Below are 25,565 nucleotides of genomic sequence, written 5' to 3'. Positions count from 1 at the left end.
GCGGCGTAAGCCGGTCACGCCGCGTACGCCAACGCCTTCGACGGTTTCCCGGTGTGGCTGCGCAGACCGCGCCTGCGGAGCGGATCGTGCCGTTGCGGGTCCACCGGGACGACCATGGTGATCGGGTCTACGTCTTCTGGCAGCAGATGGAAGTTGACCCAGTGCGGTTCGACGAACATCGTGACCTCCTGAGTCCGCTTCGGGCCGGTCCAGTAGCGGTGGAAGTGCCCGGCCCGCTGGTGCGGCGCTCGCTGCACTCCGGAGGGCACACCATCGCCTTCCGTAACCCTTCCAGCAGCACGCCTGGCCGCGTGGAGGCGAGGACCCACGCGCCAGCCGACCTCAACGAAGAAGGGGTCCCGGTCGCGCGGCGCAGGCCTCTTGCGCTTCTTGCGGGTGGGCTTGACGACGAGAGGTTCGACGACGTCCCGGTTGTCGCAGCACAGGTACACCAAGATGCTGAGAGCGGGCTTCAACAGGGCCTCGAACAGGGCAAGGACCGGCTTCTCTTCAGGGGTGCGCGCCCATCGGGCTTCCGCTCGCGCTGCGGCGAAGCCGACCGCCTGCTTCAAGGTGAACTGTCGCAGTCCGGTGGGGATGTGGAGGCGTATGTACGTCTGGTGCCGCACCTCTCCGGTGTCGTCGTCGAGCAGGTCGATGACGAAGAGCAGACCGAGGCCCTCGATGTCTTCGTCGGTGTACGTCTGCCGCTCGGGCAGTTGGTTGTACCCGTGGACGAAGAAGCCTCGCACCAGCCCGTCCGACTTCTGGTAGCGGATCGGCCACGGGTCCGGGAGGACGACCAGCGGATTGATGTAGGGCAGGTGGTCGAAGATCCTGCCGGGCAGTTCCTTGTACGTCGACCGATACAGCTCGGCGGCCAGGTGCTCGTTCACATCGAACGTCACCCGACCGCGCCGGGCCCACATCCGGTAGATGCCGACGTGAGAGGCCTCGTCGATCAGGTCGGCCTGGTCCGCAAGGGTGAAGCGAGCCGGAACGTAACGCGGCGGGGTGACCACGCGGCCGCCGGAGAGCTGGTCGAGAACGGGAGCGATCCACACGTGGTTCGAGCGGAGCTGGTCCTCGCGGGCCTTCAGCTCCTGAACGAAGACCTCGTTGATGTCGTGGGTGCGCAGTGCTCGTGCGTGAGAGTTCGGCATGGCTCTACCTGGTCGTCGGCGGCGGGGGTCCACGGAGCCGCCCGGAGGCGGGACCGTGGCCGAAAGCTACGAACGCGGCGGTAGAAGCTCATCTGGTCGCGAATGCCGGGCGGCGGAGGGCGGGCTGGAGCTGGTCACCGGCCTGTGTCAGGACAGGCCGGGCGCTGCTCAAGGCGTCCGTCCGCCGCCGTCAGCTGGTGTGTTCGTCGCGGGTCTGGACCGCTGCTCCGACGATCACGAAGGTCACGGGCACCACGGCGGGCAGCCAGATCCACCCGTCGGCTCCGCGCACCCAGTCCGTGAGCGTCAGGGCGCCTACGCCGAACACGATGAAGCTGAGGTAGCCGGCGTTCATCAGGTGCCGGCCCTGACCCCGCAGAAGTCTGGGGTGGTGCCGGGCATGAGTTCGGGGAACGTCTGGGTCCTTGGGTGGGGTCACGGTGGCTACTCCTGTTCGTGGCGTCCGTCCGCCGACTGTCGCGGCCGCAGCGGACAGCGCAGCCCGCGCCGGCTGACTGGCTGGACGGGCGCGGAAAAGCGAGGGGGCCGCTCGTGCGGCCCCCTCGGGGTGGTCAGGCGTTGGTCAGCGCGCGGGCGAGCGCACGGCCCACGATGGGCCCGAAGTTCGTGGGGTCGCTCAGGTACTCGACGTGAGCGCCGTTGGGAGCCCAGCCGCCGTCCTTGACGCTCAGCCACAGCAGCAGCACGCCCGCGCGGGTGAGGTGGTCGGCCGCCCGCTGCACATCCGGCGTGTTGGGCAGGTCCCCATCGGTGATGACCACCGCGACACGCGCGCCGGACTTGCCGGTGAGGTTCAGCGCACCGTCCAGCGCGTAGAGGGACTGGCCGCAGCCGTCAGAGCCGCCGCCCATGACCGGCACGGGGACGGTGAGGGGCCGCTTACCCGGCTTGATCAGGGCTGTGGCTATGTCGGAGCGGTTGTACCCGTTCCAGGCGACGGAGGCAACGGTGCCCGCCAGACGCGGAGACGCCACGGCGTGGGCAAGAGCCCATCCGGTCGAGGCAACCGGCCCGATCCAGGGGCCCATCGAGCCCGACACGTCCAGGCTGATGCCGACCGTGAGAGGCGGGTTCTCCTCCTGACGGCGAGAGGTGCGCTGCCACGGCAGGGCCGACACCTCCGTGCGAGCCCGGATCTGCGCCTCGCGGCGTACGACCTCCCGCATGACCATGCGTCCGGGCGGGGCGCTGACGGCGCGTGTCGTGCGGTTCACATCCCGGTACTGGGCCTTGCCCAGAGCGTTGAGCAGCGCGCGGGCCTGGCGCTGCTGGCTCTCGTCGGGCTTAACCTGCTGAACCCTGATCTGCCGGAAGCCGACGCCGCCGTCGGTAAACACGTTCTGCGCAGCCTTCTGCGCAGCCTGGTGGCCGCTGTAGTCCGGCCGCTTCGGGAGGGCAACAACCGCGATCTTCGCGTGCGCCGATTCCACAGCGGCGCGAGTGATCTGGTCGACAACGCGCTCCGCCACAGACGGGGTGCTCTGCTGGTCGCCGTTGCCGTCGCCGTTGCCGCCACTGCCGCCGCTGCCGTTCTCGGCCTGGGAGGGGTCGCCCCAGGTGACTGCGCCGCACGGCATCATGACGGTGATCGGATCGCTATCGTTCTGCCCGTCCTCGGCGTCGCCCGAGCCTCCCTGCCCAGTGCCTCCCGACGGGGAGCCGGTGCCCTGCCCTCCCTGGCCCTGCCCTCCCTGGCCCTGGCCGCTGCCGCCCTCTTCGCCGTTCTGCTGGTCGTCGTCCGTGTCGTCCTGCGCGAGGCGGGCAACGCGTGCTCCCAGGGCGAGAAGCCCGTCCTGGTCGTCGTCGTCCAGGTCGAACAGCTCACGGAAGATGCCGTTCAGCTCCGCCATCACAGCGTCACCGAGGATTCCCGTCACCTGATCGGTGACCGGCTGCACCTCATCGTCGTCCAGCACCCCACCGGCCGCGCGGCCCAGGATGAGCACTGCCTGGTGCACTGCGCCCGGCACCGACTTGTCATCGTGCCCGCCGCTGACACCGGTCAGAAGAACGTGGCGGGTAGAAGCCCGCAGCCACGCCCGGTCGCCCGGCCGGTCCTGAATCAGCCGGTGCTCGATGCGGGGCTCTTCCAGGATCGTGGCCCAGCGGACGGCCGACGCGCTGTGCTGCCGGGTGGGAGCGAACTTGGTGTGCTTGGCGTGCGCGGCCTCGTGGGCGATGGCACCGGCGAACGCCGGGTGTGCACAGCGGTCGGCCCACGCGTTCGGGTCGATCAGCGCCGGGTTCGGCTGGCCCTCAAGGAGCTGGTCCGGGGCGAAGCGGCCCTCGGCGAGCGCCGGGTAGAACTCCGCGTACTTGCTCTCCGGAGCGCCAGGGTGAACGACAGCGATCACGTCGTCACGTTCCGAGACGGCCGAGAGCCATTCGCCGGTACGAGCCGACAGGCCAAGCCATGCCGGGTGCGTCACGTCGTCCCAGGGGGAGGTCACGGGCGCTTTGGTGCGGGCGGTCATCGCGGGGCCTTTCAGTCGGCGGTTCGTTGCGCCCTGATTGGGCCACCGCCCACGGCCTCGGAACGACTCGCCGCGAATCCAAGATTCTGAAGGTGGAAAAGGCCTTGTGGCGCCTGGGATGCGCCGCGGACAGCACCGCCGCAAGCTCGGCGGAACCCTCCCGCCGGCTGCCGTCGGTGGCGTCTGGCCACCGACGTGGATCGTGGATCGTGCCTGAAGAACGACGCGTGACTCACAGCCCGCTGAGCTGCCCAAAGCCGCTGAAGCTCGGAAGTCGGCAGGCCGTTGACGGGCTTACAACGAGCGCCTGAAAGGACCCAACTTGCGCCGGACAGCCCGAAGTTGGGCGTTTGCCGGGGTTCTCATAAGTTCAGGGCATCGCAAGATCCCTTCCCGAACGAGACACCCGGAGATCCCCATGTTCCTTCTCGGTTTCAAGGTCCAGGACCTCACCAGCGCGCAGCAGAAGACGTACGTCGCCGTTGCGACGTCCAACGGCTACTGCCACACGGCGAGCGCTGGGCACACCCAGCCGGTGTACCGGCGGGCCGGTGCCTACGGTGAAACCGGCACGAGCAACCCGAACGAGCTGGCCAAGCTTGCCTGGGGGGCGCTCCGGAGCAAGTGGGCCGACAAGCACGGCCGCAAGAACTACACCAACATTCTGATTCAGCCGATCGTCATCGAGGACTCGGGCCTGAGCGAGGAAGACTCCAAGGACCCCCGCAAGACCATCGAGTACTTCGAGGTGGAGTCGAAGAGCCCGTCCGGTGCCCACGTTCGCGCCGATGAGCCGCGCACCCTCGCGCAGATGTTCGTGAAGCGTCAGCTCTCCCAGGCTGCGCAGCCTGCCACGGCGGCCCCCCGTGCTCAGGTTGCCGACCAGCGCGACGCCATGATCAAGGGTGAGCGGGAGTACTACCGGCCCAACGGCCAGATCTACCGGCCGCGTGACCTGGGCGGCCACCACGACGTGGCGCTGCTCAAGCACCTGCGCACTGCCGGTATCCCGGTGCGGCTGTACGGCCTGCCCGGTACCGGCAAGTCCGCACTGGCGGAGGCTGCTTTCGGCCGGGACCTGATCACGATCAACGGTCACGGTGACATGACCGTCTCCCACTTCGTGGGCTCCTACCTGCCGCAGAACGATGGCACGTTCAAGTGGTCCGACGGCCCGCTGACCCGCGCGATGAAGGAGGGGCGTCCGCTGTTCGTCGACGAGATCACCCGTATCCCGTCTGAGGTTCTGGCCGTGCTGTATTCGGTTCTCGACGGGCGCGGGACGCTCAGCCTCGATGACAAGCCGGACGCGCCGGTGGTGACGGCCGCGCCGGGGTTCTATGCGCTGTGCGGCTACAACCCCGAGGGCATCGGCGTGCGGCAGCTCGATGACGCCCTGGTGTCCCGCTTCGCGGTCCCGGTGGAGGTCACCACCGATCTCGACGCGGCCAAGGCTCTGGGCGTCCCGGCGAAGTTCATCAGGCTCGCGGAGAACCTGCGCACGAAGGATGCCAAGGACCGTGAGGACGGTGGTACTGGGGTGTGGGTTCCCCAGATGCGTGAGCTGCTGCTCGCCTCGACGGTGGCCAAGACGGCGGGCGTGATGTTCGCGGCATCGGTCATCGTGGGTCAGTGCCCCCGGCCGGAGGACGTGCCGACGGTGACCGATGTGGCCTCGAAGGTCTTCGGTGTGACCGTCAAGGCCCTGGCTCTGGGAGGCCAGGTCTGATCGTGGAACCAACCCGCTGTTGCGGGCCCCGTTCAAGCGGGGCCCGCAACAGCGGGTTGGTTCCAGGCCGGCCGCCGGACAGCACCAGCACTTGGGCGCATGGGGTGCGCCACTCCTCAATACGGTGGCCCCGCTCTCGGTGGGCACCCCTTCGGCGAGGAGGGCGCGCCCTTGCTCGCTGGGCAGCCATGACCGAGGAGGAGCGGACCATGACCAGCCGGGGCTCAGACATGGCTGACGCCGGTACCCAGAGCGCTCTCGATACCGGCGTCAATCCTCTACGCCGCTCGATCAGGCCATGACGGAGCGCTTCCTGCTGGCCTTACCGTAACGACCCAACCAGGGGATGACCAGCGCACCTCTACGGCCCCGAGGATCTAGGCCGCCCCAGCCTCAGCAGCGGCAAGCCCCCGGCCGGACCTATCCGAATCTGTTGGGGCACCGCTGTGCCCCGGCCGGCCTGTTTTCTGGTGGTCTTCGGTACTCGGTGTCCGGGTGGAAGGCAGCTCGGTCGGGACGCGGTGACGGTTGCCTCGCTGCGCGGTCGTGATCAGGACGTGGCCCGATGCAAGGTGACCAGGTGGGCTCAGCGCGCGGGCGGCACCTCCAAGACGCGTCAGCGCCGAGTACGGCTAGGCAGCATGGACAGACTGTATGTAACCACCGTGGTTACAGGGGCTTCCGGATGGACGATGTAGTGCGCTTCGCTCAAGGGCCCCCAGGCCGGCCAGCCCTGTGGAGGCGGCCAGCCCCGGGTGTCACTCACCTGCGGATACAAGGCAGGACAGGTGGCGGGGCGGTAGTGGGCCCCTGTACGGACCCTCTGCAGGTGCACAACGATGCCCGGCGCCAGCGGGAGGTTTCCTGCCGGCGCCGGGCATCACGTCGTCACGATAGGGCGGCCACCACGGCATCCAGATCGACGACTTGCAGTCCGGTTGTTGGGTCTCGCGCCCAGAGCGTCGGCAGCAGTTCCTCGATGTCCTGGCCGAGGTGAGTGCACCAGCCTTCGAGGTCCGATCGGGCGTCGTCGTCCAGACACGCCCGCCAGCGGCCTGCCTGCTCGGATTCCTGAAGCCAGATCCGCCCGGCCTCTGTCCGGCCCGTGTAGGTCTTCATGCTGACGGTGAAGCCCAGCTGGAGGTATCGAGCTGCGGGATGGTCAGCGCGGATGCGGGCGGTGATGAGGCCGAGGCTGGCCAGAGCAAGACGTGCCCGAGCCTGCCGGACCTGCTCGGCGTCCTGCTCCACCGCGGCAAGGAGGGCATCTGTGTCGAGTGGAGCGGGCTGCGAAGGCATGGTGTGGGGCTCCTCGTAAGGGATTGGGGCTGCCCGAAGGGCGCTCGGGAGAGCGAGACGGCAGACCCGGGGGCCGTCAGGCGACGGCCCCCGGGTCTGCCGTCAGCTCCAGGTGATCGGCTGACCGGTGCCCTGCGTGCGGCTTGCCAGCGTGTGCAGACGTCGCATCGCAGAGAGCCGCACCGCACCCTTGGCGCTTCGGTCTTAGCCGGCCTGTGCCTCGTGCCGTGGGCGCCGATGTCTGGACAGGTCGACCGGCGGGAGGTGAGTCACCGAGCCTCCCACCCGTGCGGCACAGTGAGTGGCGGAGGCTCCGGGCGTACCGAGGTACGCCCGGAGCCGGTGCAGGTCACTTCCGCAGGCGACGCGTCACTTCCGCAGGCGACGCGTCACGTCCGAGAGGTGGGTTTCCCAGCGCGAGCTGCCGAGAGGCCCGGATATCTCACGCTTCTGGAGGTCGTACGGGTAGACGCGGACCTCCGCGCTGAACAGGCGGGCCAGAGTGACGACGTCGTCCAGGAGCGCGGCCTCGTTCTCCTCTTCCGACGCCCACGCGGGACGGCAGACCAGGTAGGCCCATTCCCGCCCCTCGCCGAACGGCCACCCTCCGTACCAGCGCAGCTCACCGGAGGGCAGGAACCCCCAGACCTCCTTGAAGTTCTCCCAGTACGCCTCAACGGTCGCCAGAGGGTGGGTTGCGTACCGCTCGCGGTGGATGACCGCGCGGGGCCGGTCGAGCATCCAGGTGATGCCCTGGGTGTTGTTGCCGAGCCCGCAACCGTCGAAGTCGTCGACCGGGGCGGTGACCGTCCATACCTCCTCTTCCGTCCAGGGGCCGCCGTCCATGCCCGGGCGCTGGGCGGGGCCGATGCCACCGACGACGACGGTCTCCGTGCCGTCCCCGTTGTCGCGGACGAACGCGGTGTTGGTCGCTCCTTCGTCGTTCAGCGCCCGGAAGCCAGGGCCGGGCGTCCAGGTCGGCGCGTCACCGAATGCGTTGGGCGGGAAGATGAGCGCCACTCCGACCGTGCCGCGATCATCTCGGTCGGTGGTCTTCCACGACTGGTTGATCGTCCGTTCGATGCGACGGCGAAGGCTGCGCTTCATTGGTCCGCTCCTGGAAGGTGTTGGTGACTCGGTGGCCGGTGCGAGCTGGCGGTGAGGAAGTTACGAGCTCGCCAGGCACGTGCCGAGCTGCCGCGAAACCAACTGAGGGAGTGCGGCCGCGGACCTGTCCGGCAGGGGGGCGGGCCGAGGTGAGGGCGCGGGCGCATGGTGGACAGGACTCATGTCCGCTTCATGGAGCCGCCCGGTGAGCACGCGGCCGGCGGCTGGGCGTCCACCCATGCGGATATGAGGCACACTCCCAGGCCGGGGGGGGTGGCCCCCGGCCTGGCAGGTGGCCAGCGCTCAAGCAGATAAGCAGATGCCGGGACCGGCACGGGGTCGTCAGCAGTAGAAGCGTCGGGCCCTCAGTGAGCGGGCGGCGTACGGCACAGCCGCGTCCTGGTGCAGCTCGGCGACGTGGCGCAGCGCTTGGGCCCGGGCTTCCTCTGGAGTGCGTGTGATGCCGCTTCGTGTGCAGTCGTAGGACAGCCGGGCGTCGGTGCGGTTCCCGTTGGGGATCGGCACGCTGAATACGTGGATGCCGCATGCCCACCCGTATGGGTGGGAGTGGTTGAAACGGTGCCGGTAGGCGACTGCCAGCGGCCCGGGAGCGCCAGGCTGGGTGAGCCACGCGCTGATGATGTCACCGCGGTCGGGGTGGAGCACGTGCGCGGTGACCAGCCGCCACGACAGGGCGAGGGCGGGCCACCGCTCAGGCGGCAGCGGATGGTCGGTGACCAGCGGAGGAACGGCAGGGAACTCGGGCCAGTCGGTGGGGGCCCCGTGGGGACGTGTGAGGGTGTCGGGCATAGGTGCAGAGCTTTCGGGTCGCGGGTCTCAGCGCTGTGTCGCTGCGGTTCAGAGGTACGCCGCCAACGCGGTGATGATGTCGGCCTGTTCGGCGAGCAGGTCGGCGACGTCTTCCTCGATGGCGGAGAGGGTGACGGGGTCCTTGGTCTTCTCGCAGTGCCCCTGGATGGCAGCCAGGTCGTTCAGCACGCACTCGTAGTCGTAGAAGGAGGTGGGCCTGCCGTCGCTTGCGCTGCTGGTGGCTCCAGCAGCGATCAGGGCACCCGTCAGCGCTGCCGAAAGCCCGGTCCACGGGGCGCTGTAGCAGAGGGTCAGGCAGGCCATGTCGGCTCCTTCGTCTTCGGTGGGCTCGTCGGCGTTCGGCGATGCTGCGCACGGTAGGAGCCAGACAGCGGCTGATCACGTGCCCGCGAAATGCGCGGACGCCGGATCCGGGAGGCGCCGGGACGCTGCCCTCGAGGGCAGCGTCCGGACCGGACAGGACTGGGTTGCTGACCAGGACGCGCCGGCCTCCCACATCGTGTGCGCGGGGCCAGCCGATCCGGGGATCGACGCCGCTGCGCGCCGACCTGGGCAATGCGATGGGGCGCAGTGCTCAGGTCGGCGCGGAGCCTAGTCACGGACGAGAGCGTCCGGTTCTGCCCTCTCGAATCCGCCCGGACTCGGCCAGACCACGGTGATGCCGTTCCGGCCGCACAGGTCGGCAAGGTCGGGGCGCGGGCGGGACGGAAGGAGCATGACTCGACGCGGGGTTGGGCTGAAGAACCGGCGCATGTCCAGGAGTTCACCGAAGGCTGCGCGTACATACGTCCGGGCGACACTCCCCGCGCACGCGACGATCTCGTTGGTGCTGTGATCAACCAGGTCGACGGGCAGGGGGATGAGCTCCAGGGCCGGAGTGACCGTGTGACGGCGGACGTCATGGCCCATCGACCGCAGGTGGGAGCTGTAACTGCGGAGCAGCTGCTCCGCGACGTCCTCCATGAACGTGCGCTCACGTCCCCGTTCGTCGCCCGGCCGGGGGCGGAAGGGAACGTCGAGGTCACGCTCCTGAACGATCGTGTGATGGCTGAGCGGGTCCACGGTGAAGACACCGCTGGGTGGAGGAGTTCCGTCCTCGGGCGCGAGCCGGAAGACGTAGCCGGTGCGGTGAGGCTGGTCCGGGACGCCGATGACCGGCAGCGACGTCCGCACATAGGGGACGTCGCTGTCGAGCCGGTAGGCGCCGAGGTAGCGGACTGAGGGGCCGGGCACCGTGGAGAACAGCCGCAGGGTGCGGCCCTCGTTCTGCGCGTGGTCGGCGAGAGCACGGTTGCCGTTCTTGATCACCTGTTCCCGGTCTCCCTGTCCTTCTCCCTGGAAGTGGTAGTGATCCCCGGTCCAGCCGTCGTGCTGACTGTCGTGGGCTCCTGGCGACGTGAAAAGGCAGATGTTCGGCGTCGTCTTGCTCGGGCTGATGCGGCCGTGGGGTCGACCGCCGATGAGCTGGTGAAGGTCGGACCGGCTGATGGTGGCGCCGGGACTGAGAGGGAAGGTCATGGCAGGTCCTTGCCTGGGAACGGGGGAACGTCCGGGACCGTAGGCAAGAAGGTGTCGGTGTCACGACTGCTGGCGAATCGCTCCTGCCCGTGGGCTCAGACCCAGCCGCGTTCGGACAACGAGAGCCGGTCCTGTTCACGGCGTCGGCGGCCGCTGTCTACCTATCCCTGCGGCGCGACGGTGGCAACGTCGTCGGTGTGCCGAGAGCAGAGAAAGCCCAGAGCGCTGCTCACGTAGTCGGCACTGTGCAGGCCGGCGAGGTCTGTCAGGACGGCGGAGCCGGCCGGCTCCGCCGAGGGCGTCAGCGTCCACCTTCTGACGCCCTCGGCGTTGTCCATGGCGACGGTGAACCGTGGGCCATGCGGGCACGTCACCTCGATGTCGTTGAGGAATGACCACACTTCCCAGCCCTGCGGGGCCAGAACCTTGTGCAGGGTGTCGGCCAGCGCGTCCAGCGGGTGCGGGGGCTGCGGAGCGGGGCGCTGCTCAGGGCTGAGGAACCAAGTGCTCATGTCGCGCTCCAGTGACTGCCGATGGCTGCCAGGAGGCGCACTGCCTGACCTGCGGCAACGTGATCATCAGGGGTGGTCGCTGCGGTCTCGATCACGTCCTCCGGGCGAAGGGGGGTGAAAGCGGCCTCCTGCTCGGTGGGGAAGTCGGCAAGGTCCACGAAGCGGCTGGGGTCGTAGTCGGGGTAGTCGAAGTCCTGCACACAGATGGGGATGACACTGCCGCTGTTGCTCAGGTAACGGCGGTAGTGGACTTCGCGCTTCCATCTGGCAGGGCCGGTCATGTCGAGCGGCATCGCGGTGCTCCTGATTGGTGATCTTGGTGTGGGTCAGAAGCTACGAGCGACACGGGGAACGATGCGCGGTTCGGCGAGATGAGGTGCCGGAGCCTGCTCGCTACCTGCGGCGCAGGCCCGCCGACGCGGACACCTGCGGACTGCCCGGGCGGGCAGCCCAGCCGCCGCCCGGGCTGTCACTGTTCGAGCAAGGCCATGCACTTCTCGGCTTCCTCGAACTGCTCCTCGGTGATCAGGCTCGCCGCCTGAAGGCCCAGGAGGTAAGTGCGCAGTCGGCCCTTCGAGGCCAGCCAGCCGCTCAGCGAACCGGCGCCGTCGCTGCCGCCGAAGTCGGCCCAGTACACGAGCTGGTCCCCTGCGATCTTGTTCAGCCGCTCGACCAGCTCACGACGGGACTCTCGCCGTGCCACGATCTGGTCCCATATCGCCTTCGCGGCGGCCCGCTCCTCGCTTTCCTCGGCTTCGGCCGCCTCGTAGGTCCGTTCCCACTCCCCGAAGAGGTGGTGGCCGGTGATCTGCTCCCGCAGGGCATCCATCGGTCCGAGCCGGCCGATCTGGCGCTTCGCAGCGGGGATGTAGAACTGCCTGGAGGGTGCGTCCTTCACCCACGGTTCACCGAGCCGGGCCAGATCGGGCGTCCCGTTCCAGGTCCCATCAGGCACTGCGACCGGGCGGACTCGTACCGTCCTGGCGCCGGTGGAGACCACTCGCCACACTCGGGTGCCGGCTTCGCGCACGGCGTCGCGCGCGCTGAGGTCCGTCAGCGTGGCCGCATCCGGTCCAGCGCCGAGGGTCACGATGAGGTCGTCGTCCTGGAGCTGCTGCGCTGACGTGACACTGCTGATGCCCGGCGTGGGTGCCGTCGGCCAGAGGTCCAGCCAGACCTGGTGGGTGAGAGCCGCGGCAGCGTCCGACGCCTTGGAGTGGATCACGGGGGTTCCTAGCGGGTGAGGGGTGGATGTGTTGGCGCAGCGGACGTTAGCGGGCGGCATGGCGCGCCCCGCGCTCGCGCGAGTTGAGGCCGGGTCCGCCGGCGGCCGTGCCGTCGCGGGCCTGGAGCCGGCGGACAGGAACGCTGGCCAACAGATACCGCGCGGGCCCCTCTTTCGGTCAGTACCGGAAGGGGTCCGCGCGGTCCCTGCTGGTCAGCGGATGAAGTCGGCTCCGACGATCACGTGGTCCGCGGGCAGGTTGTCGAGGTAGGCGTTGACGCGCTGGTGGTACTCGGCGGCCGCCGTCTCGGGAGCCTGGGGGTCCGCCCAGGTCGGGCTGACAAGCCACGTCCCGTCGAGCTGAAGCAGGCTGTTCCCTGTGACGGCCTGGACGCGGGCACGCTCCACGAACGCATCCCGGTCCAACGCGGCCAGGGCCTCCTGATCAGCCCAGGAAAGCCGCGCGTCCGCCAGACTGACGGCGACCTTGATGTGCGGTTGCTCCCTGAAAGCGAGCCCGGCGTACACGGAGTCCTTGGCGTCAGAAAGGTAGTCGGCGAGCGGCCTGACCGGCGGCATGGTGGCTACGGCCTGGGTCCAGGTGTCGTGCAGGCGCGCGGCACGATCAGCGGCCCGAGTACGGCACGCGTGCAGGTCGAGAAGGCCGACCGGGCCGCCCGCGTAACGGGTGGTGGTGCCGCCGCTGACGCGTATGAGCTGCGGGTGGTTCGGGTCGGCTCCGTTCCGCAGAGGGAAGGTCCCGGCGTATTGGTTCTCGGGGTGGGTGACCAGCACCCGTTCCCAGCCGCCAGGCAGGTCCCAGAGGGTGTCTTCGGCCTCGTTGGCGAGGTCGCTCGCGGTAGCGTCCGGCTCCGGGGCCAGGTGAACGAGGGCGTGCTGACTGCTCACTTACTGCTTCCGTTCGGTCGAGAGTCGCGGGGTCTCCGCCCGCCGCCGGGTACGGCCCGGCGGCGGGCGCGGGGGGCGTGTCAGGCGGTCGGCAGGGCGTGGTGCCGGTACGACAGGCTGCGAAGCGCGGTTGCCACGTCGGCGGTCAGGTCGGCGTCCGGGGTCTCCCGCACGGTCTGGGCGGGGATGGTGCGGCGGACCGGCACGAGCGTCCAGGAGATGTCGGTGTAGCTGTAGTCCAGCGGCGTGATGTTGATGCGGTCGCACAGCGGGGTGGTAGCAAGGATGTGGTCGAAGCGCGCGGTGATCGTCCAGCTGCTGCCGAGGGCGTTCTGCAGGGCGGTGGCCAGGGTGTCGATGGTGGCCGTCTGCGTGGTCTGCGTGGCGGTCTCGGTCATCGCTTCTCTCCTTCGTGCGGTCAGCCCGTGGCGGCTGGCACGACAGAAGTTAGGTTTTACAGCGGTCTGGCTCGATTTCTCGCGAATCTGCCGCTATGCGGTGACCGAAGCCGAGGCAGACGAGGAGCGGAAAGCCCCAGCTCGCAGCCGCAGGCGGGGGTGCGCCGGAGCGGACAGCGATTGGCCGCGTCACCTACTCGTTCAGCGCTCAGCCTGTCGAGGTCGCACGCCGCCTCTTGGCGGCTCCGATGACCACCTGGAGGCGTTGATCCGCTGGCACTGACCGTGCACACGGACACCCGGCACGTCTCGAACGTTGACGTACCGGGTTTGACCATGGCGGGGGCGGTGACGGGCACCAGGGAGGCCCAAGCACTCCCCGCTCGGCGCGGGTGGGGGCGGCGTGAGCGGCGATGCTCTGTCAGGGATTGCCGACGCTTAGGCCGCCGACGGCTTCGGGTTGCCCGTCCAACGAGGGTGCGTCATCCGGTGAATCTCCTTACGACACTTGCGGCACACGTGCGTGTCGATCGACCGCGTATGAGCGAGGCGGCGCAGACGGCGGCTGTGGAAGTCCGCGAGCGGGCGGTGGCTGCCGTAGGTGCGCAGGTGGCCGCTCCTCTGCCACATCGCCGCCGACCAGCCGAATCCGAAACGGACCTGCGCCGGGACGGGGGGCATCTCGACAAGAGCCCCGCACAGTGCCGGCGAGCGCGTCCAATGCCCGCTGTTGTTCTCGTATCCCAGGGGCAGGGCGTGGAGAAGTCCACGTGCGCCGCGGCCACTGTGAAGGAGCGCAGCAGTGTCGCTCTTCGTCATCCCGATCTCCTCGTGCGTTCAGTTCGTGGTGACTGGCACGGCGGAAGTTAGGTGCGCGGGAGGCACCGATCCCATCTCCCGCGAGACGTGGGAACGCGCTCTATGTGCCCGGCGTACTCCGGCCCAGGCCGCGACGATCACGGCCTGGGCCAAGGGCGTTGCCAGTGGCGGACATCTGCTCCCGGGTCGACCGCCGTCATAAGGCGTCGCGCGGTAGCCGTCGGTAGCGCCAGCGGCTCATCGGACTGCCCCGGTCGGCGCGGTGGGCTCGGTCAACGTGTCGGCCCACTGGGCGAGCGCCTCGAAGTCGTCCAGGTCCAGTCCGACGGCGGGGTCTATGTCGTACAGCAGCGCCGCCCCGGTGTGGTGCTGCTGGACGTAGTCTCGGTCGGCTGCGCTGAGCTGGTCATCGAGCCAGACGAACGGGCGGCCAGCGGCGTGACGGATGACGTCGGCGGTCTTGAAGTATGTGCCGTCCGGGCCGTACCCGCCTCGGGTGCTCCAAGTGACGACGGGTAGCTCGGGCAGGCCGATCCGCGGGCTGACGTACGTGTTCGCCTCGTCCTCCCATGTTGTGGCCCAGATCAGCTCATACGGAAGGTCGAGGAGTTCCTCTCCGTGGTCCGGGTGCAGCCACACCGGTACGTGGGGGACGTCGCGGGGGCGCAGGTGCGGGTGCTGGTCGATCCAGCAGGTGGGGCGCAGGTAGTGACGTACGAACCCGTGGTCCTCAGAGGCGGGGCCAGATTTGAACGGGTTCAAAACTCCATCGATGTCGATGAAAAGCAGAGGTCGGGACACGATCGCTCCGTGGGCGCGGCTAGTAGGGACGCTCGTACGGGCTCATCCCGTTGGGGCAGGTCGGGGTGCACGGCATCCCCACCGGCGCCTGGCAGTCCTCGCACGGCTCCTCGTCGTCGTAGGGCTCGTGGGGCTCGTAGAGCTTCGGCAGCATCGGACTCGATTCCAGTGATGGGGGCGGGTGCGGTGCTGAAGGTAGATGTGCGGCAGCGCCCAGCCGACTGCTGGCGAATCCTGCTCACCACTACGCGAGAGCCGCCGGCCCACGCACGCCGGATACCAGGTGGCACATGGCCACCGCGGGGCGGCACGCCGCGGTAAGGAGGACAGCAAACGAGAGGGTGCGCCGAGCTCGGCGCACCCTCGGTCTGGGGACGGTCGGTTACCGCGCGCGGCTCTCCCACGGGCTCGATCCGCGCGCCGGTGCCGTCACTCCCGGCACTTCGACGATCTCGTCGTCTGCGTCCGTCAGCGGCGGGTACTCCAGCCGGTCACCCGCGAAGTCGAAGAGGAACACACGGCCATGTCCGTGATAGCCGAACACCTGGTAGTACTCGGGGCTCTCCCCAGCGGGTGGACAGGCCGGCGTCTGGCCAGCCGCGCACTGCCACATCGCCGCCTCGGGGCAGAGCTCCCTGCCGTAGGCGTTGTCAGCCGGGGACTGGACGTGGCCGCACGTCCCGCAGCGGAAGCGCCATTGGGTCCAGTCATCGGTGCCGTGAATCCAGCGGCCGTACCGTGACCACACGCCATCGGCGAGCATGGTCCTGGCCGGGGCCACCCTGGTCACTCTCGTGCCGCGCCGAACTTGAGCGCGTGCATCGGTGTAGGAGAGGCCGTGGTCGTTCACGAGTTGCTGCCGCGCGGCCCTTTGGACCTTGCGGTTGCGCTGGGGCATGTCCTTGGCTTTCCCGGCTCCCATGCCGCCGACGAAGGCAGAGTCGATCCAACGGATGCAACGCTGGGTCAGTGACGTCCCCGGCCGGGCCGGAACTCCTTGCGGCCGCATCCCGGACGGCATGGGCGCTGACGGGTGTGCCAGGCAGGCGTTGAACTGCCTGCGGGTACGGTAACGCCCGCCGTCTTCCAGTGGGCGCCGCTTGCCCCGCCGGCCGTCGGCGCGTCCGGGTGAACGTACCGGACGCCCGTTGACCGCAGCGCGCGCAGCCCGTAGATCCAAGCTGCTGCGCACTGCGGTCACCCTCTGACCGTCTTGGCTCAGTAGCCGAGGACCTCAACATGGAGAAGAGCCTCGGCATACACGTCGTCCGCCATAGTCCCGATGGCGTTCAGGCCTGCCAGGTACGTCCTCAAGCGCCCTTCACCGGCGAACCATTCGTTGACCTTGGGGCCTCCCCAAGGCTCGTACCATCCGACCAGTTCCTCACCGGCGGCCTCGTTCAAGCTGCGGACCGCTTCACGCTGCGGGCGCACCTGCTCCGCACGCCGCTCGTGCTCTGCTTTCCAGGCCGCCCTCTCCTCGTCCGCTTCAATCTTGGCGGCGGCGTGGGAAGCCTTCCACTGCTCGAACTGCGGGTGCCCGGCGAGGCGCTCTCGCAGGTCGGTCACCGCGCCCAGGCGCCCGATCTGCCGACGGGTGGTGTTCAGCCTCAGCGTCCGCTCGGCTGCGTCCTTGCGGGGCGTGCCGAAGCGGGAGATGACGCACGAACTCCAGTAGCCCGTGGGCTTGGTGCACTCGACGACGGTCAGCGTGCGTGCCGTCTTGGACGTCACCCGGGCTATGACAGCTTCCCGGCAGAAGACGGCCTCACGAGCGGTCCACATCCCCAGGAGGTCGAACAGAGTACGGCTGGTCTCGTCGTAGATCAGCACCAGGTCATCGACCTCTACGTCGGATGCCGAGGCGACCTGGGTGAGCCGGTCCTTCTGCAGGGGCCTGTCGTCCGGGTGGCGTCGGGCCCACGTGGGCTTGAGGTCGTCGGCGTGAGGCCACAGCTCGCTGACGATCTTCGAAGCGAGCTGGCCAGCCTGGACGCGAGCGGAGTTGGGGACGTTCATGGTGTTCCTTCCGGTTCGGAGCGCCTCGGTAGGCGCCGTGACGAGGTGGAAGGTAGGTACGTCGGCCTGGAAAGCCGCAGGTCGCGCGAACCCTGTCGGGCACGGGCGGAGGCGGCTTCGTCACCGTAGAAGTGGGGCGTTCGAGCCTCGGAAGCCACCTGACCAGGGGTTTCCAGCAAGGTGGTGCAGGGCCTCTGAACTGGCGGTTTCCTCTGTACGAGGTGGCGCCTGAGGTCTCCCGCGGCCGTCGACGCGTCGTGCGGCACCTAGCTGTACGTCCAGCAACAGGCTTGCCCACCTGAGGTAGCTCGAGGGATCGCGGATCCCGGCCGCGGCAGGCGAACACGGCCGCACGTCCCTGGAAGATCCGACCGTCGACGTTCGCATCACGTAGGCCCGGGCGGCAGGAACGTCGGAGCGGCGGTGCGAAGGACCGAGCGGCGCCGGGGGGGGGGAGGGCGCACGCTGGCTGGTTCGCACCGCCGCGTTCGGGGCCTGGTTCAAATCCGGGCGGAAGAGGACCAGGAGGATGTGCTGGGATCTGCTCCGCCCGGTCCGTCCGGGCGGCCCAACAGGAGTGAAGGTAGCCCTGCGGGACGCACGACCCCAGCTCTCGCGAATCTGCCGACTAGGCGATCGGCTCGTATCCACTCCCGGCAGCCGGCAGGCAGCACCGCGGTGCTGCCGGCGTGGACAGCGCCGGTCACCTGAAGGACGCGCGGGCGCTCCCCGGTGCAGCCCACAAAAGCGGCTCCACCGGACCGTTGGAACCAGACCGGTGGAGCCGCTGAGAGGGTTGGTGCTGTTACTGCCGCGCGGGAAGCAGGCCGGCGATGGCCAGCTGGTCCCGAACGAGGTCGTACTCATCGTCGGTGAACTTGCCCAGCGCGTGCAGTCCCGCCAGGTGGACCCGCAGGTTCCACGCGTCCTGCAAGAAGCGGCGGTGGTACGAGAACACGACCTGCCCCTGGGTGTCCAGGCAGAACAGATCGAAGCCGACGGCCCGATTGACGACGTCACCGATCTTCAGGAGCGCCTCCTGCCGCCTCGCTTCGTCGGCCTGACGCTTCAGGGCCTCTTCCTGCACACCCCGCTGGACGTCCTTGGCGTTCTCGTACGCCTGCTTCCACTCGTCGTACAGGGCATGTTCCCTGATCCGCTGCCGAACCTCCTCCACGGTCCCGAGGCGGCCGATGCGACGGGTCTTGGTCTTCAGCGTGAGCGTCGTGGGGATGAAGTCGTAGGCCCGCTCGGCGAAGTTGGCGAGGTCACACTCCCAGCCGTCGGCGGGCGTCGGGACCGAAACGACTGAGATCGTCTTGGCGGTGGTGGAAACGACCCGCGCCACCCTGCGGGTCACGTGATCAAGGCCCATCACTTCTCGGCCGGTCAGGACTCCCAGGATGTCGTAGGAGGTGTGGGAGGACCCCGCCGTATCGATGACGACCACGAGGTCATCGGCCTTCACGTGAGTGGTCTCGGAGACTGCCGGAATGCGTACCTCTTCCTTCGGCACGGCTCCGAGCATGATCCGACTGCGAGGCGTGTCTCGCGGCACGGAATCGTCGGGCCACAGGCCCGGCCACAGACGGGAAGAGACCCGGCTGACCTCGCCGTACGCCTGACGCAGCTTGTGTCCGTACGCCGGATCGTTCAGCAGACTCTGCACGCGCGGTACTCCTTCGAACGGGGCCACGGACCGGTCGCCGTGGCCTGACGTCCCGAAAGCTAGGAGCGGCCGGCCGCAAGTCAGCACTCGCGGCGAATCCTCTACCACTGCCTGGTCACAGCTCCCCCTTAGCTGATCGCTGGGTAGCGTGACTGACGCCCGCAACTGAGCCATCGGGGCTACGCGCTCTCCGCCGGCCCCCCGTTCCGCCTCGTCCAGCACCTCCAGGGCCGGACAGACCCCGCACGTTGCGCGGCCGATGGCTCTGAGCACTACTCGCAGATCGCTGCACGCCAAGAGGGCCCCAAGGCGCCCGGACCACCGCTGCCAATCCCTGCGTTAACGGCAGGCGCGCAACGGCTGAGTGGCGGGTCCGAGATCCGTGGGATCCGGGGCCCGCCACTCACCTGCGGCCAACCACGCATCTACGAGACGGCGTTGATGACCTCGGGGCCGTAGACCGCCTCCAGGCGACGGAGAGCTTTGTCCCTCTCCTTCAAGACATAATCCGTCCGCTCGTACGGGTCCAGCTCCAGGTCAGCTCCGGCAGCCCACAGAGGGCCAACCACCGCTGCGATCTCTGCCGCAGCAGCGGCCCAGTCCGCATTGGCATTTGCCGGAACGTCTAGGAAGAGCAGAGTCGGATGCGGCTGGTACGGGCCGTGCAGCAGCTTCCCCGTCTTCTGGGCCAGCTCGTCTGCTCGGCTGCGGAGGTCCTCGTTCGGGCACTGCCCGGTGATGAACTGTTCCCTCACCTCGATGCCGAACTCCGTCAACTCGGCTACCCGCTCAGCCGAGTACTGGAAGTCCCGGTGCAGGCGGGCGCACGTGTCATCGCCGGGGAGGAACCGGCTGACGACTTGGCCATCACGCCACTCGTACCCTGCGCCGAGCACTACAAGGATCTGATGCAGAGCTTCCGTGCGGTGCGGGTAGCCGCAGGGGTAGCGCTCGATCAGTTGACGAACGGTTTCGTTGACGCTGGCCATGGGTGGGCTCCTGGAGTCCTTGGTGCGGGGCGGTGTGCGGGGAGACAGCGGCAGGTTCACCGTCGTCGCTGGCCTGTCGCGGTGACAGGTAAGCACCGCGTCGGTGCCCTCCCCAGAGGTGGCGAGTTGCCTTATGAGGCGCGGCCGGCGGCGTGCAGCAAGACCCAGACGCCGGCTCCGTACGGTCTTCGGACGGTGCGGACAGCAGGGCTCACGAGGGAGGCCGCGGTCGAGCGCCCGAACGACCTGCCGCCCCGCACCGTGAGGGGGTCACGGTGCGGGGCGGCAGTCATCGACCGGCTGAGGGGGAGGCCGGTCGGCGGTGCCGCGCCCGCAGGGGGATGCAGGGCGCGGCTGGTCAGGAGGTCAGGTCGTGAAGATCAGCGTAGGGAACCGGCGCTCGATCAAGCGCCAGGCCCACGAGGAGACCTGAGCAGCCTGATGGGGTTCGACTCCAGACTCCCAGCGCAGAGCGCCGGTCAGGCCGTACATGATCACGACAGCCCGGATGGCACCTTCGATCTGCTCCTGGGTCAGGTCGACGGGCAGGGAATCCGTGTGGCCGCCGTAGGCGTAGCAGAGCAGCGCGTGCACGTCGTTGGGGCCGAGTGCGAGCGCGCCGACGTCCAGCCGCAGCCGGTGGTCGGCGCCGACGGTGGCCGTCACAGCGCTGCCTGCACGTCGATGCTGGCGGGCAGAGTGACGGTGACGTCCACCCGGACGCCCTTCCACTGCGCCACCACGGTGTGCGTGCGCACGAGGCGTCCGTACATCTCCACCGGGGCGCAACTCGTGACCTCGCCGCCCAGCGCCTTCACGTACGCCTGGAACGCCTCCAGCGTCTCGTGTTCACGCTGGAGGTACCCGTACAGCGCCCGGTCGTCCTCCGGCTGCGGGATCGGGATCGACCAGTGCGGCGTCGGCAGCTCCGGGAACTCGGTGAGGAGCTGCGACAGTGCGAACGCGACGGCACGCTGGTGGCCTGCCGGGGTGGTCTCCCTGATCGTCTCGGTGTACGCGGTGGTCATCGCTGCTCCTGGATCGTTCGGTTGCTGACGACCCAGAAGGTAGGAAGCGGAGCGGCCACAGTCCCGTTCCCGCGAATCCGGCGACTCCTCAGCCCAGAGTCGAGGTCCGCTTTCTCAGTCCGGCGGCAGTTGACTGCCGGACCTGTCGCCCTTGCGGTGGTCCAGGTCGGGGGCGTAGCCCTCCGCTCGCAGGAAGGCGTCGAGAACGGCCGCAACGAGGTTGCCCACGCCGAGGCCGCCGCGTTCGACGTTGTACGCGTTGAGGCGGCGCTTCAGCTCTAGCTGCTCAGGGACGGCGTAGTTCAGCTGCTCCCTATCCACTCCCCGGCGCATCAGGAGGGCTTCAGTCTCGGGATGCGGGCTGAAATCCGTGACTGCACCACCCTCGCGCTCTTCCTGGGCTTTCAGGGCGTCGGCCAGCTCCTGGGCTTTGCGGGCCAGGGATACTCTGCGCGGCACTTCTTTCCTTCCACGTAGGGACACCTAGGGATACGGCTATGGAAACGGCTATAATTCTAGGCGTTCGGACGGATGAAAGCCTAGTACTACCTAGCGACGAATGCCCGCCACCTCAGCAGGTGGCGGGCATTCGTCCTTCCATAAGACCTGGTCAGAACCGCATGACCCTCAGCCACCGGTCAAGGGCGACCGTGACGATGTCGGCAGGGGGCATCTTTTCCAGCCGGTTCAGGACTCGGTACATGGCCAGCCGATGGTTCAGTTGCAGGTCCCTCGGCACCTGTGACTTGAGAGATTCGCGCGTGATGAACCGCTCGTTGAGCACCACTTCAGCCGGACGGATGTCCTCAGGGGTGCCGTGCCCGGTGTATCGGTTCCACGGCGGCAGCATGTCGTCGGCCGACGCCTTGCCACCTCGAAGGAACCAGTCCACGGCCACGGCGACCAGGTCGGCCGGCGGGATGTGGTTTATCCGGGACACGACCTTGAGCAGCTGCAGTCGGTGAGGGATCTGCAGCTCTGCAGGCACCGATGCGTTCAGTGCCTCCCTGGTGATGAACCGCTGGTTCAGGATCTCCTCAGCTCGAGGGAACCCCTCGTTGACAGGCGGGGGAACATGCCGGTCCCACTGGCTCGTGACGGCGACAGGGGCCTGCGCCGAGCGGCGTTCGAGCGCGGCGCCGGGGGTGTCCCCGCTGGCACCTTGGGCGCCGTCAGCCGCCGCTTCATCGGCCGCCTGATGCCCGGTCGCAGGCTCCGCCACAGCCGGCTGGGCTGCCTCTACCCGAGGCGGGACAGCAGCAGCCTTCTCCTGGGCATCAGCCACACGATCACCGTCGGAGCTCTTGGGCGCCTGCTGCGCTTCTGGAGTCCGCGCTTGCACCGGGATGTCAGCAGAACTCGGGGAGCCTCCGCCCTGAGCAGAGGTATCCCCGGCGTCCGTATTGTCGACCGGCAGCGCCGCCCCCTCCGCCGCCGGGGCAGCAGTCGCCACTGCCGCCCCTTCGTCGCCGGGACTGTGCTCCATCTGCTCCTGTGCGGGCGCTTCCTCCGGCCCCGAGGTCGTGACCCGCTGACGCCCGGTATCTGCGCCTTCGACGTTCGTCACCTCAGAATCAGCAGCCGGCACGCTGACCGGCTGCTCCGCCGCCGCCTGGGCGACGGAGCGTCCGCCGTTCTGCTCCGCCGGGGCAACGCCAGCATCCCCTGTATCGCTGGAGCCTTCCGCGGCAGATGCCTTCGGAAACTTCGGCGGCGGCGGAGTCCGTCGTGCCGTCTCAACGGGGGCCTCGGCCACCTTGGTGGTGCCTTGGGTTGCAGCAGCCGTCTTCTTGGCGCCCTTACGGGCTCGCAGCGCAGCCATGCCAGCCTGCGGCTGCGTCGACAATTCATCGGCCATACTTCTCCACCGCCTCCGCGACAGCCTTCATCTCCTCGACGAACGGCGCCGTCCGCTTGGACACCGGGCTCGCACAGATGGGCACCCGAAGCCGACGCTGCGGGATCCAGTAGTAGTCACCCACGGCAGGACCGATCTCAGCCTTGTTCTCCTCTGCGAGGCGCTCAAGCTCGTCGAGCAGCCAAGCGGCAGGGCTCCGCCCGACCTTGTACGGGATGAGCAGGAGAGGGTAGTCCGGCAGGTTCTTCAGAAGGCCCTCCAAGGCACGGAGCTCCTCATTTCCCAGCACAGCCGGTACGACGGTCACACGAGCAGCCGCCATCGCCCCGTAGGTGGACTCACTTCCGCCCGGGTGGGTGTCGACCACCAGGCGCCGCTTCAGGTCACGCGACCACTGCAGCAACGACTCGGCCACCGCCTCGGACCGCGGCTGGTTGCGCTCGAAGTCGGTGTGGCCAGGAATGAGGTCCGGCTTCCGGCCTCGACCGGACAGGGGCTTAGGCGTCTCGCCAGTCTGGAATGCCCGAATGAGAGGCGATTTGAGCCTGGCCTCTTCGAAGTAGCCCCATCCACGGGTCACCCCGCCCCAGTCCCACTCGAAGTCGGTGAGAACGCCGTCCAGGAGCCAGGCCAGCTCCTTGGCGGTGCGGCTCTTACCCACGCCTCCCTTGAAGCCGGCCACAGTGACAACGTCCGGCTCCTGCTCCGGCGGCACGTACGCACCGCCGGCGTCAGTCGACTCCCCCTCCTCATCATGGCCCTCGTGCTGAGCGGGAATGGCGGTCGCGCCTTCGGCGGTCGCGTCTTTCAAAGTCTCGCTGGTCATGCGTTGCCACCCCTCGTGAGGTGGCTATCGTTGGTCTTCACGACTCTTGCTCCTTGCAGACGGTTGAGGGTCGAGCACCTTGCGCCCGTTGGGGAAATGCCTCCCCGGCGGGCGCTGTGCGTTTCAGGGGCGACGAGAGCGCGCTCGCGCCTCCCCTGACGGGCTCTATCTTGCCGGACAGCGGCCCGGCATCTGGAACCGGTACAGCGCTGCTTGTGAGTTTTAGTGCACCAGCGGCGCTGAAACCAGCCTGGACAGCCCGCCCCCAAGGTAGCTGTCAGCCGCAGCCCGGCGTGGGTTGCCGCGCGAACCGATCCGACTACAGGTGGCAATAACCGGCCTGAAATGGTCACTTCCATCCGCAAGCATCACTTAGTCGCACAAACTCCTGGATACCAGCAACCAAGCATGCGTCACATCTGCCGACAGTCGACACGGGTGGCAAACCACCGTTGACGGTTGACAACCGGATATCTGCCAACCCAGCGGGCCCCGCCACCATCCACGGTCGCCACAGCTGTCAACGTCCGGCGTGGCAAATGCGGCGACGCCCCTACCCGAAGCATCAGCGTTGCCAAGGGTCCCGAGGCGCCCCTGTCGGTGTTCCTCCCTCATGGATGGAACTGCCGCGACTGGATACCCATGGGTGCCCGCATTGCATCCGGCGCCGCCGCACGGCAGGAAACCGCCTGTCAGCTCATCTGACAACACCTGCCAGCTGCGGCGGCGGTTGGCTACGCCCTTGCCATCGCTGCCAACTGCCGCCCGCCAACCGAACCGCAAGCAGCCAGACTCGGTATCCAGGCGCAACCGGGTCGGCCCAGGACAACTGTCTCCCGCGGGAGACAGTGTGGCGTTCCAGCTACTCCGGCAATCCGTCATTGGCAGCGGGTATCCAGCCCAGCCGCGAGGGCATATCCGGGCGACCTCCCTCGCAACGGCTACTCCGCCGCCGTATCCGGTGCGCTCCGGATACGGGTATCCATCCCCTCATCGCGGTCTCTTCCTTGTCGGACAACTGTCTCCCGTGGGAGACAGCGAGTGTCTCCCACGCCACCTACGCAGACTGCGCGGCACCTCAGGTCCGCCGCGCCGCCGCCTCGGCCTCCGCGAGATGCCGCAACGCAACCTCGTCGGAGGCCGGCGGCACCCCTTCCAGTGCTGCCTGGGCGCGGATGTCCCTGACCACTTGGCGGAGATGCGCGGCCGTGCTCGCCTGCTCCGAAGGCGTCTCGTCGTTGCCATCGAGGTGCCAAGCGAGGTCGTCCCACCACTCATCCAAGTCCTCAACTTCAAGGAACGACGACCGCAAAGACAACAGATTGAGCGCGGCCTGGCGGACCCGAGCGTGCCCCGAGGTGACCCGCCGGGTCTCTTCCGCTTCCTGGGCCGCCCGCGCCTTTGCCAGGCGGGGAGTGCGCAGCTCCCACTTCGTCTGAATGGCCAGGCGCAGTCGCTGCAGTCGAAGGGCAGCACCCCCGCGGGACTCGATGCCCAGGATGACGCCCATCTCCCGGCCCTTGAGCCCGTTTCGGAAGCAAGCCTCGAGCACAGCGACCTCCTGGACGTCGACCAGCTCACGCAACCGCCGGATCAGCCGGAGACGGTCGAGGTTGTTCTCCCGCAGGGCTACCCGGGCGTCGGCAAGTTGCTTCTCTTCTTCCTTCGTCCGCTTCCTCAGAGGCTCCAGGCGGTGCACCGGCCGCTCCATGACCTCTTCCCGCTCCCGGAGATAGACCAGGACGCCGAAGAGGTCCTCCGGCGCAGGGAACAGCTCCAGGTCGCGATCGCCGGCCTGCCGGTGACGCTTCCTCACACGCTCGACGACAGGTGCTGTAGCTCGATCCCTCAGGGGTTCTGGCGTTCCTCGTGGCATGGCCAACAGCATGCCGGTTTGTCTTCACAGTAATGACACGCCTCTCCGGAAACGCCCACAGCGGGAAAGCTGACCTCCTCTTGCGCATTCGGTCACACGTGCGATCAGGAGGAGGTTTCTGCAGCTCAACGGCTACCCGGACAGCCTGGCCACCGAACTCCCAATCGCTCCGGACAGCTCCCACCACCCGGAGCCGGACAGCCCGCCACCGAACGCCGCTGACCGCCCCCGTCCTCCGCAGCCAGCCACGCTCGCAGCAGCAGCCCCTCCTCCCCCCGCACCCCCCTTCCACCCCCTCCGCCCAGCACCCCGCCTCCGGTCTCCCCAGGCGCACCGACGAGGCCTCCTGGCGCTGGCCTCCGGCGCTCACGCCTCCGCCATGCCCGGAGCGCCACAAGGCGCTCCGGGCGGGCGGTGGTGGGGGGGGGCGGCGGGGGGGGGGGGCCGCGGGGGGGGGGCCGCGACAGGACAGACCGCCACGCGGGGGGGCGCGT

At 68.5% G+C, this 25,565-nt stretch carries 26 protein-coding genes; 1 reads left to right on the top strand and 25 read right to left on the bottom strand.

Annotation, left to right across the window (positions count from 1 at the left end; genetic code table 11):
* Positions 1–14 precede the first annotated feature (14 nt).
* The 3 genes from ABT170_RS13515 to ABT170_RS13505 all read right to left on the bottom strand — a co-directional run bounded on the left by ABT170_RS13515 (position 15) and on the right by ABT170_RS13505 (position 3,658).
* Complete coding sequence (locus ABT170_RS13515; RefSeq protein WP_351866739.1) at positions 15–1,163, bottom strand: AcrVA2 family anti-CRISPR protein; 1,149 nt, start codon at positions 1,161–1,163, stop codon at positions 15–17.
* A gap of 190 nt (positions 1,164–1,353) precedes the next feature.
* On the bottom strand, positions 1,354–1,602 hold the full coding sequence (locus ABT170_RS13510) for a hypothetical protein (protein WP_351866736.1): 249 nt from the start codon (positions 1,600–1,602) through the stop codon (positions 1,354–1,356).
* Between the two features lie 133 nt (positions 1,603–1,735).
* The gene (locus tag ABT170_RS13505; RefSeq protein WP_351866733.1) at positions 1,736–3,658 is read right to left on the bottom strand and encodes a vWA domain-containing protein; all 1,923 of its coding nucleotides are present in this window, start codon (positions 3,656–3,658) and stop codon (positions 1,736–1,738) included.
* Between the two features lie 418 nt (positions 3,659–4,076).
* Here ABT170_RS13505 and ABT170_RS13500 point away from each other — a divergent pair, with 418 nt between their 5' ends.
* Entirely contained in the window at positions 4,077–5,387 is a 1,311-nt protein-coding gene (locus ABT170_RS13500; protein WP_351866730.1) for an ATP-binding protein, read from the top strand.
* A gap of 888 nt (positions 5,388–6,275) precedes the next feature.
* Here the strand turns inward: ABT170_RS13500 and ABT170_RS13495 are convergent.
* The 22 genes from ABT170_RS13495 to ABT170_RS13390 all read right to left on the bottom strand — a co-directional run bounded on the left by ABT170_RS13495 (position 6,276) and on the right by ABT170_RS13390 (position 25,011).
* Complete coding sequence (locus ABT170_RS13495; protein ID WP_351866728.1) at positions 6,276–6,686, bottom strand: hypothetical protein; 411 nt, start codon at positions 6,684–6,686, stop codon at positions 6,276–6,278.
* A 369-nt stretch (positions 6,687–7,055) separates the two neighbouring features.
* Positions 7,056–7,793: a hypothetical protein gene (locus ABT170_RS13490; RefSeq protein WP_351866725.1), complete on the bottom strand. Its 738-nt coding sequence runs from the start codon at positions 7,791–7,793 to the stop codon at positions 7,056–7,058.
* A 342-nt stretch (positions 7,794–8,135) separates the two neighbouring features.
* On the bottom strand, positions 8,136–8,603 hold the full coding sequence (locus ABT170_RS13485; RefSeq protein WP_351866723.1) for a hypothetical protein: 468 nt from the start codon (positions 8,601–8,603) through the stop codon (positions 8,136–8,138).
* A gap of 48 nt (positions 8,604–8,651) precedes the next feature.
* The gene (locus ABT170_RS13480; RefSeq protein WP_351866720.1) at positions 8,652–8,927 is read right to left on the bottom strand and encodes a hypothetical protein; all 276 of its coding nucleotides are present in this window, start codon (positions 8,925–8,927) and stop codon (positions 8,652–8,654) included.
* A 288-nt stretch (positions 8,928–9,215) separates the two neighbouring features.
* Positions 9,216–10,142 carry an SRA domain-containing endonuclease gene (locus ABT170_RS13475; RefSeq protein ID WP_351866718.1) on the bottom strand — a complete coding sequence of 309 codons (927 nt, stop codon included), beginning with the start codon at positions 10,140–10,142 and terminating at the stop codon, positions 9,216–9,218.
* Between the two features lie 161 nt (positions 10,143–10,303).
* Positions 10,304–10,654 carry a hypothetical protein gene (locus ABT170_RS13470; RefSeq protein WP_351866715.1) on the bottom strand — a complete coding sequence of 117 codons (351 nt, stop codon included), beginning with the start codon at positions 10,652–10,654 and terminating at the stop codon, positions 10,304–10,306.
* On the bottom strand, positions 10,651–10,947 hold the full coding sequence (locus tag ABT170_RS13465) for a hypothetical protein (RefSeq protein WP_351866712.1): 297 nt from the start codon (positions 10,945–10,947) through the stop codon (positions 10,651–10,653). The genes ABT170_RS13470 and ABT170_RS13465 overlap by 4 nt, the downstream gene beginning before the upstream one ends.
* A gap of 176 nt (positions 10,948–11,123) precedes the next feature.
* Positions 11,124–11,879 carry a hypothetical protein gene (locus ABT170_RS13460; protein ID WP_351866710.1) on the bottom strand — a complete coding sequence of 252 codons (756 nt, stop codon included), beginning with the start codon at positions 11,877–11,879 and terminating at the stop codon, positions 11,124–11,126.
* 213 nt (positions 11,880–12,092) lie between these two features.
* Positions 12,093–12,788: a hypothetical protein gene (locus ABT170_RS13455; protein ID WP_351866707.1), complete on the bottom strand. Its 696-nt coding sequence runs from the start codon at positions 12,786–12,788 to the stop codon at positions 12,093–12,095.
* 80 nt (positions 12,789–12,868) lie between these two features.
* Positions 12,869–13,186, bottom strand: coding sequence for a hypothetical protein (locus tag ABT170_RS13450; protein ID WP_351866704.1), 318 nt, complete (start codon positions 13,184–13,186; stop codon positions 12,869–12,871).
* Positions 13,187–14,242: 1,056 nt separating this feature from the next.
* A complete protein-coding gene (locus ABT170_RS13445; RefSeq protein ID WP_351866701.1) occupies positions 14,243–14,806 on the bottom strand; it encodes an HAD domain-containing protein in 564 nt (187 codons plus the stop codon).
* A 19-nt stretch (positions 14,807–14,825) separates the two neighbouring features.
* Positions 14,826–14,960, bottom strand: a complete 135-nt coding sequence (locus tag ABT170_RS13440) for a hypothetical protein (protein ID WP_351866698.1) — start codon at positions 14,958–14,960, stop codon at positions 14,826–14,828.
* A gap of 228 nt (positions 14,961–15,188) precedes the next feature.
* Positions 15,189–15,728 (bottom strand): hypothetical protein, encoded by a 540-nt coding sequence (locus ABT170_RS13435; RefSeq protein WP_351866695.1) that lies wholly within the window; start codon positions 15,726–15,728, stop codon positions 15,189–15,191.
* Between the two features lie 296 nt (positions 15,729–16,024).
* Positions 16,025–16,825 (bottom strand): hypothetical protein, encoded by an 801-nt coding sequence (locus ABT170_RS13430; protein WP_351866692.1) that lies wholly within the window; start codon positions 16,823–16,825, stop codon positions 16,025–16,027.
* Positions 16,826–17,630: 805 nt separating this feature from the next.
* Positions 17,631–18,494, bottom strand: a complete 864-nt coding sequence (locus tag ABT170_RS13425; RefSeq protein WP_351866689.1) for a hypothetical protein — start codon at positions 18,492–18,494, stop codon at positions 17,631–17,633.
* Positions 18,495–18,919: 425 nt separating this feature from the next.
* On the bottom strand, positions 18,920–19,483 hold the full coding sequence (locus ABT170_RS13420; RefSeq protein WP_351866686.1) for a hypothetical protein: 564 nt from the start codon (positions 19,481–19,483) through the stop codon (positions 18,920–18,922).
* 366 nt (positions 19,484–19,849) lie between these two features.
* Complete coding sequence (locus tag ABT170_RS13415; protein ID WP_351866683.1) at positions 19,850–20,149, bottom strand: hypothetical protein; 300 nt, start codon at positions 20,147–20,149, stop codon at positions 19,850–19,852.
* The gene (locus tag ABT170_RS13410) at positions 20,146–20,511 is read right to left on the bottom strand and encodes a hypothetical protein (RefSeq protein ID WP_351866680.1); all 366 of its coding nucleotides are present in this window, start codon (positions 20,509–20,511) and stop codon (positions 20,146–20,148) included. Before ABT170_RS13410 ends, ABT170_RS13415 begins: the two co-directional genes overlap by 4 nt.
* 114 nt (positions 20,512–20,625) lie before the next feature.
* Positions 20,626–20,970 (bottom strand): hypothetical protein, encoded by a 345-nt coding sequence (locus tag ABT170_RS13405; RefSeq protein WP_351866677.1) that lies wholly within the window; start codon positions 20,968–20,970, stop codon positions 20,626–20,628.
* Between the two features lie 151 nt (positions 20,971–21,121).
* A complete protein-coding gene (locus ABT170_RS13400) occupies positions 21,122–22,369 on the bottom strand; it encodes a hypothetical protein (RefSeq protein WP_351866675.1) in 1,248 nt (415 codons plus the stop codon).
* Complete coding sequence (locus ABT170_RS13395; protein WP_351866672.1) at positions 22,359–23,195, bottom strand: ParA family protein; 837 nt, start codon at positions 23,193–23,195, stop codon at positions 22,359–22,361. The genes ABT170_RS13400 and ABT170_RS13395 overlap by 11 nt, the downstream gene beginning before the upstream one ends.
* A 1,078-nt stretch (positions 23,196–24,273) precedes the next feature.
* Positions 24,274–25,011 carry a hypothetical protein gene (locus ABT170_RS13390; protein WP_351866669.1) on the bottom strand — a complete coding sequence of 246 codons (738 nt, stop codon included), beginning with the start codon at positions 25,009–25,011 and terminating at the stop codon, positions 24,274–24,276.
* Positions 25,012–25,565: the final 554 nt, after the last annotated feature.

The organism is Streptomyces sp. NPDC001787, from assembly GCF_040297465.1.
Taxonomy (GTDB): domain Bacteria; phylum Actinomycetota; class Actinomycetes; order Streptomycetales; family Streptomycetaceae; genus Streptomyces.
Note: the sequence above shows the minus strand (reverse complement) of the source record. Positions and strands in the feature narration are given on the sequence as shown.

Bases quoted from the DNA above. Each gene is read 5' to 3' on its own strand.
- ABT170_RS13515 (WP_351866739.1), bottom strand. From the start codon at position 1,163: ATGCCGAACTCTCACGCACGAGCACTGCGCACCCACGACATCAACGAG.
- ABT170_RS13505 (WP_351866733.1), bottom strand. From the start codon at position 3,658: ATGACCGCCCGCACCAAAGCGCCCGTGACCTCCCCCTGGGACGACGTG.
- ABT170_RS13500 (WP_351866730.1), top strand. From the start codon at position 4,077: ATGTTCCTTCTCGGTTTCAAGGTCCAGGACCTCACCAGCGCGCAGCAG.
- ABT170_RS13495 (WP_351866728.1), bottom strand. From the start codon at position 6,686: ATGCCTTCGCAGCCCGCTCCACTCGACACAGATGCCCTCCTTGCCGCG.
- ABT170_RS13490 (WP_351866725.1), bottom strand. From the start codon at position 7,793: ATGAAGCGCAGCCTTCGCCGTCGCATCGAACGGACGATCAACCAGTCG.
- ABT170_RS13485 (WP_351866723.1), bottom strand. From the start codon at position 8,603: ATGCCCGACACCCTCACACGTCCCCACGGGGCCCCCACCGACTGGCCC.
- ABT170_RS13480 (WP_351866720.1), bottom strand. From the start codon at position 8,927: ATGGCCTGCCTGACCCTCTGCTACAGCGCCCCGTGGACCGGGCTTTCG.
- ABT170_RS13475 (WP_351866718.1), bottom strand. From the start codon at position 10,142: ATGACCTTCCCTCTCAGTCCCGGCGCCACCATCAGCCGGTCCGACCTT.
- ABT170_RS13470 (WP_351866715.1), bottom strand. From the start codon at position 10,654: ATGAGCACTTGGTTCCTCAGCCCTGAGCAGCGCCCCGCTCCGCAGCCC.
- ABT170_RS13465 (WP_351866712.1), bottom strand. From the start codon at position 10,947: ATGCCGCTCGACATGACCGGCCCTGCCAGATGGAAGCGCGAAGTCCAC.
- ABT170_RS13450 (WP_351866704.1), bottom strand. From the start codon at position 13,186: ATGACCGAGACCGCCACGCAGACCACGCAGACGGCCACCATCGACACC.
- ABT170_RS13440 (WP_351866698.1), bottom strand. From the start codon at position 14,960: ATGCTGCCGAAGCTCTACGAGCCCCACGAGCCCTACGACGACGAGGAG.
- ABT170_RS13435 (WP_351866695.1), bottom strand. From the start codon at position 15,728: ATGGGAGCCGGGAAAGCCAAGGACATGCCCCAGCGCAACCGCAAGGTC.
- ABT170_RS13430 (WP_351866692.1), bottom strand. From the start codon at position 16,825: ATGAACGTCCCCAACTCCGCTCGCGTCCAGGCTGGCCAGCTCGCTTCG.
- ABT170_RS13420 (WP_351866686.1), bottom strand. From the start codon at position 19,483: ATGGCCAGCGTCAACGAAACCGTTCGTCAACTGATCGAGCGCTACCCC.
- ABT170_RS13410 (WP_351866680.1), bottom strand. From the start codon at position 20,511: ATGACCACCGCGTACACCGAGACGATCAGGGAGACCACCCCGGCAGGC.
- ABT170_RS13400 (WP_351866675.1), bottom strand. From the start codon at position 22,369: ATGGCCGATGAATTGTCGACGCAGCCGCAGGCTGGCATGGCTGCGCTG.
- ABT170_RS13395 (WP_351866672.1), bottom strand. From the start codon at position 23,195: ATGACCAGCGAGACTTTGAAAGACGCGACCGCCGAAGGCGCGACCGCC.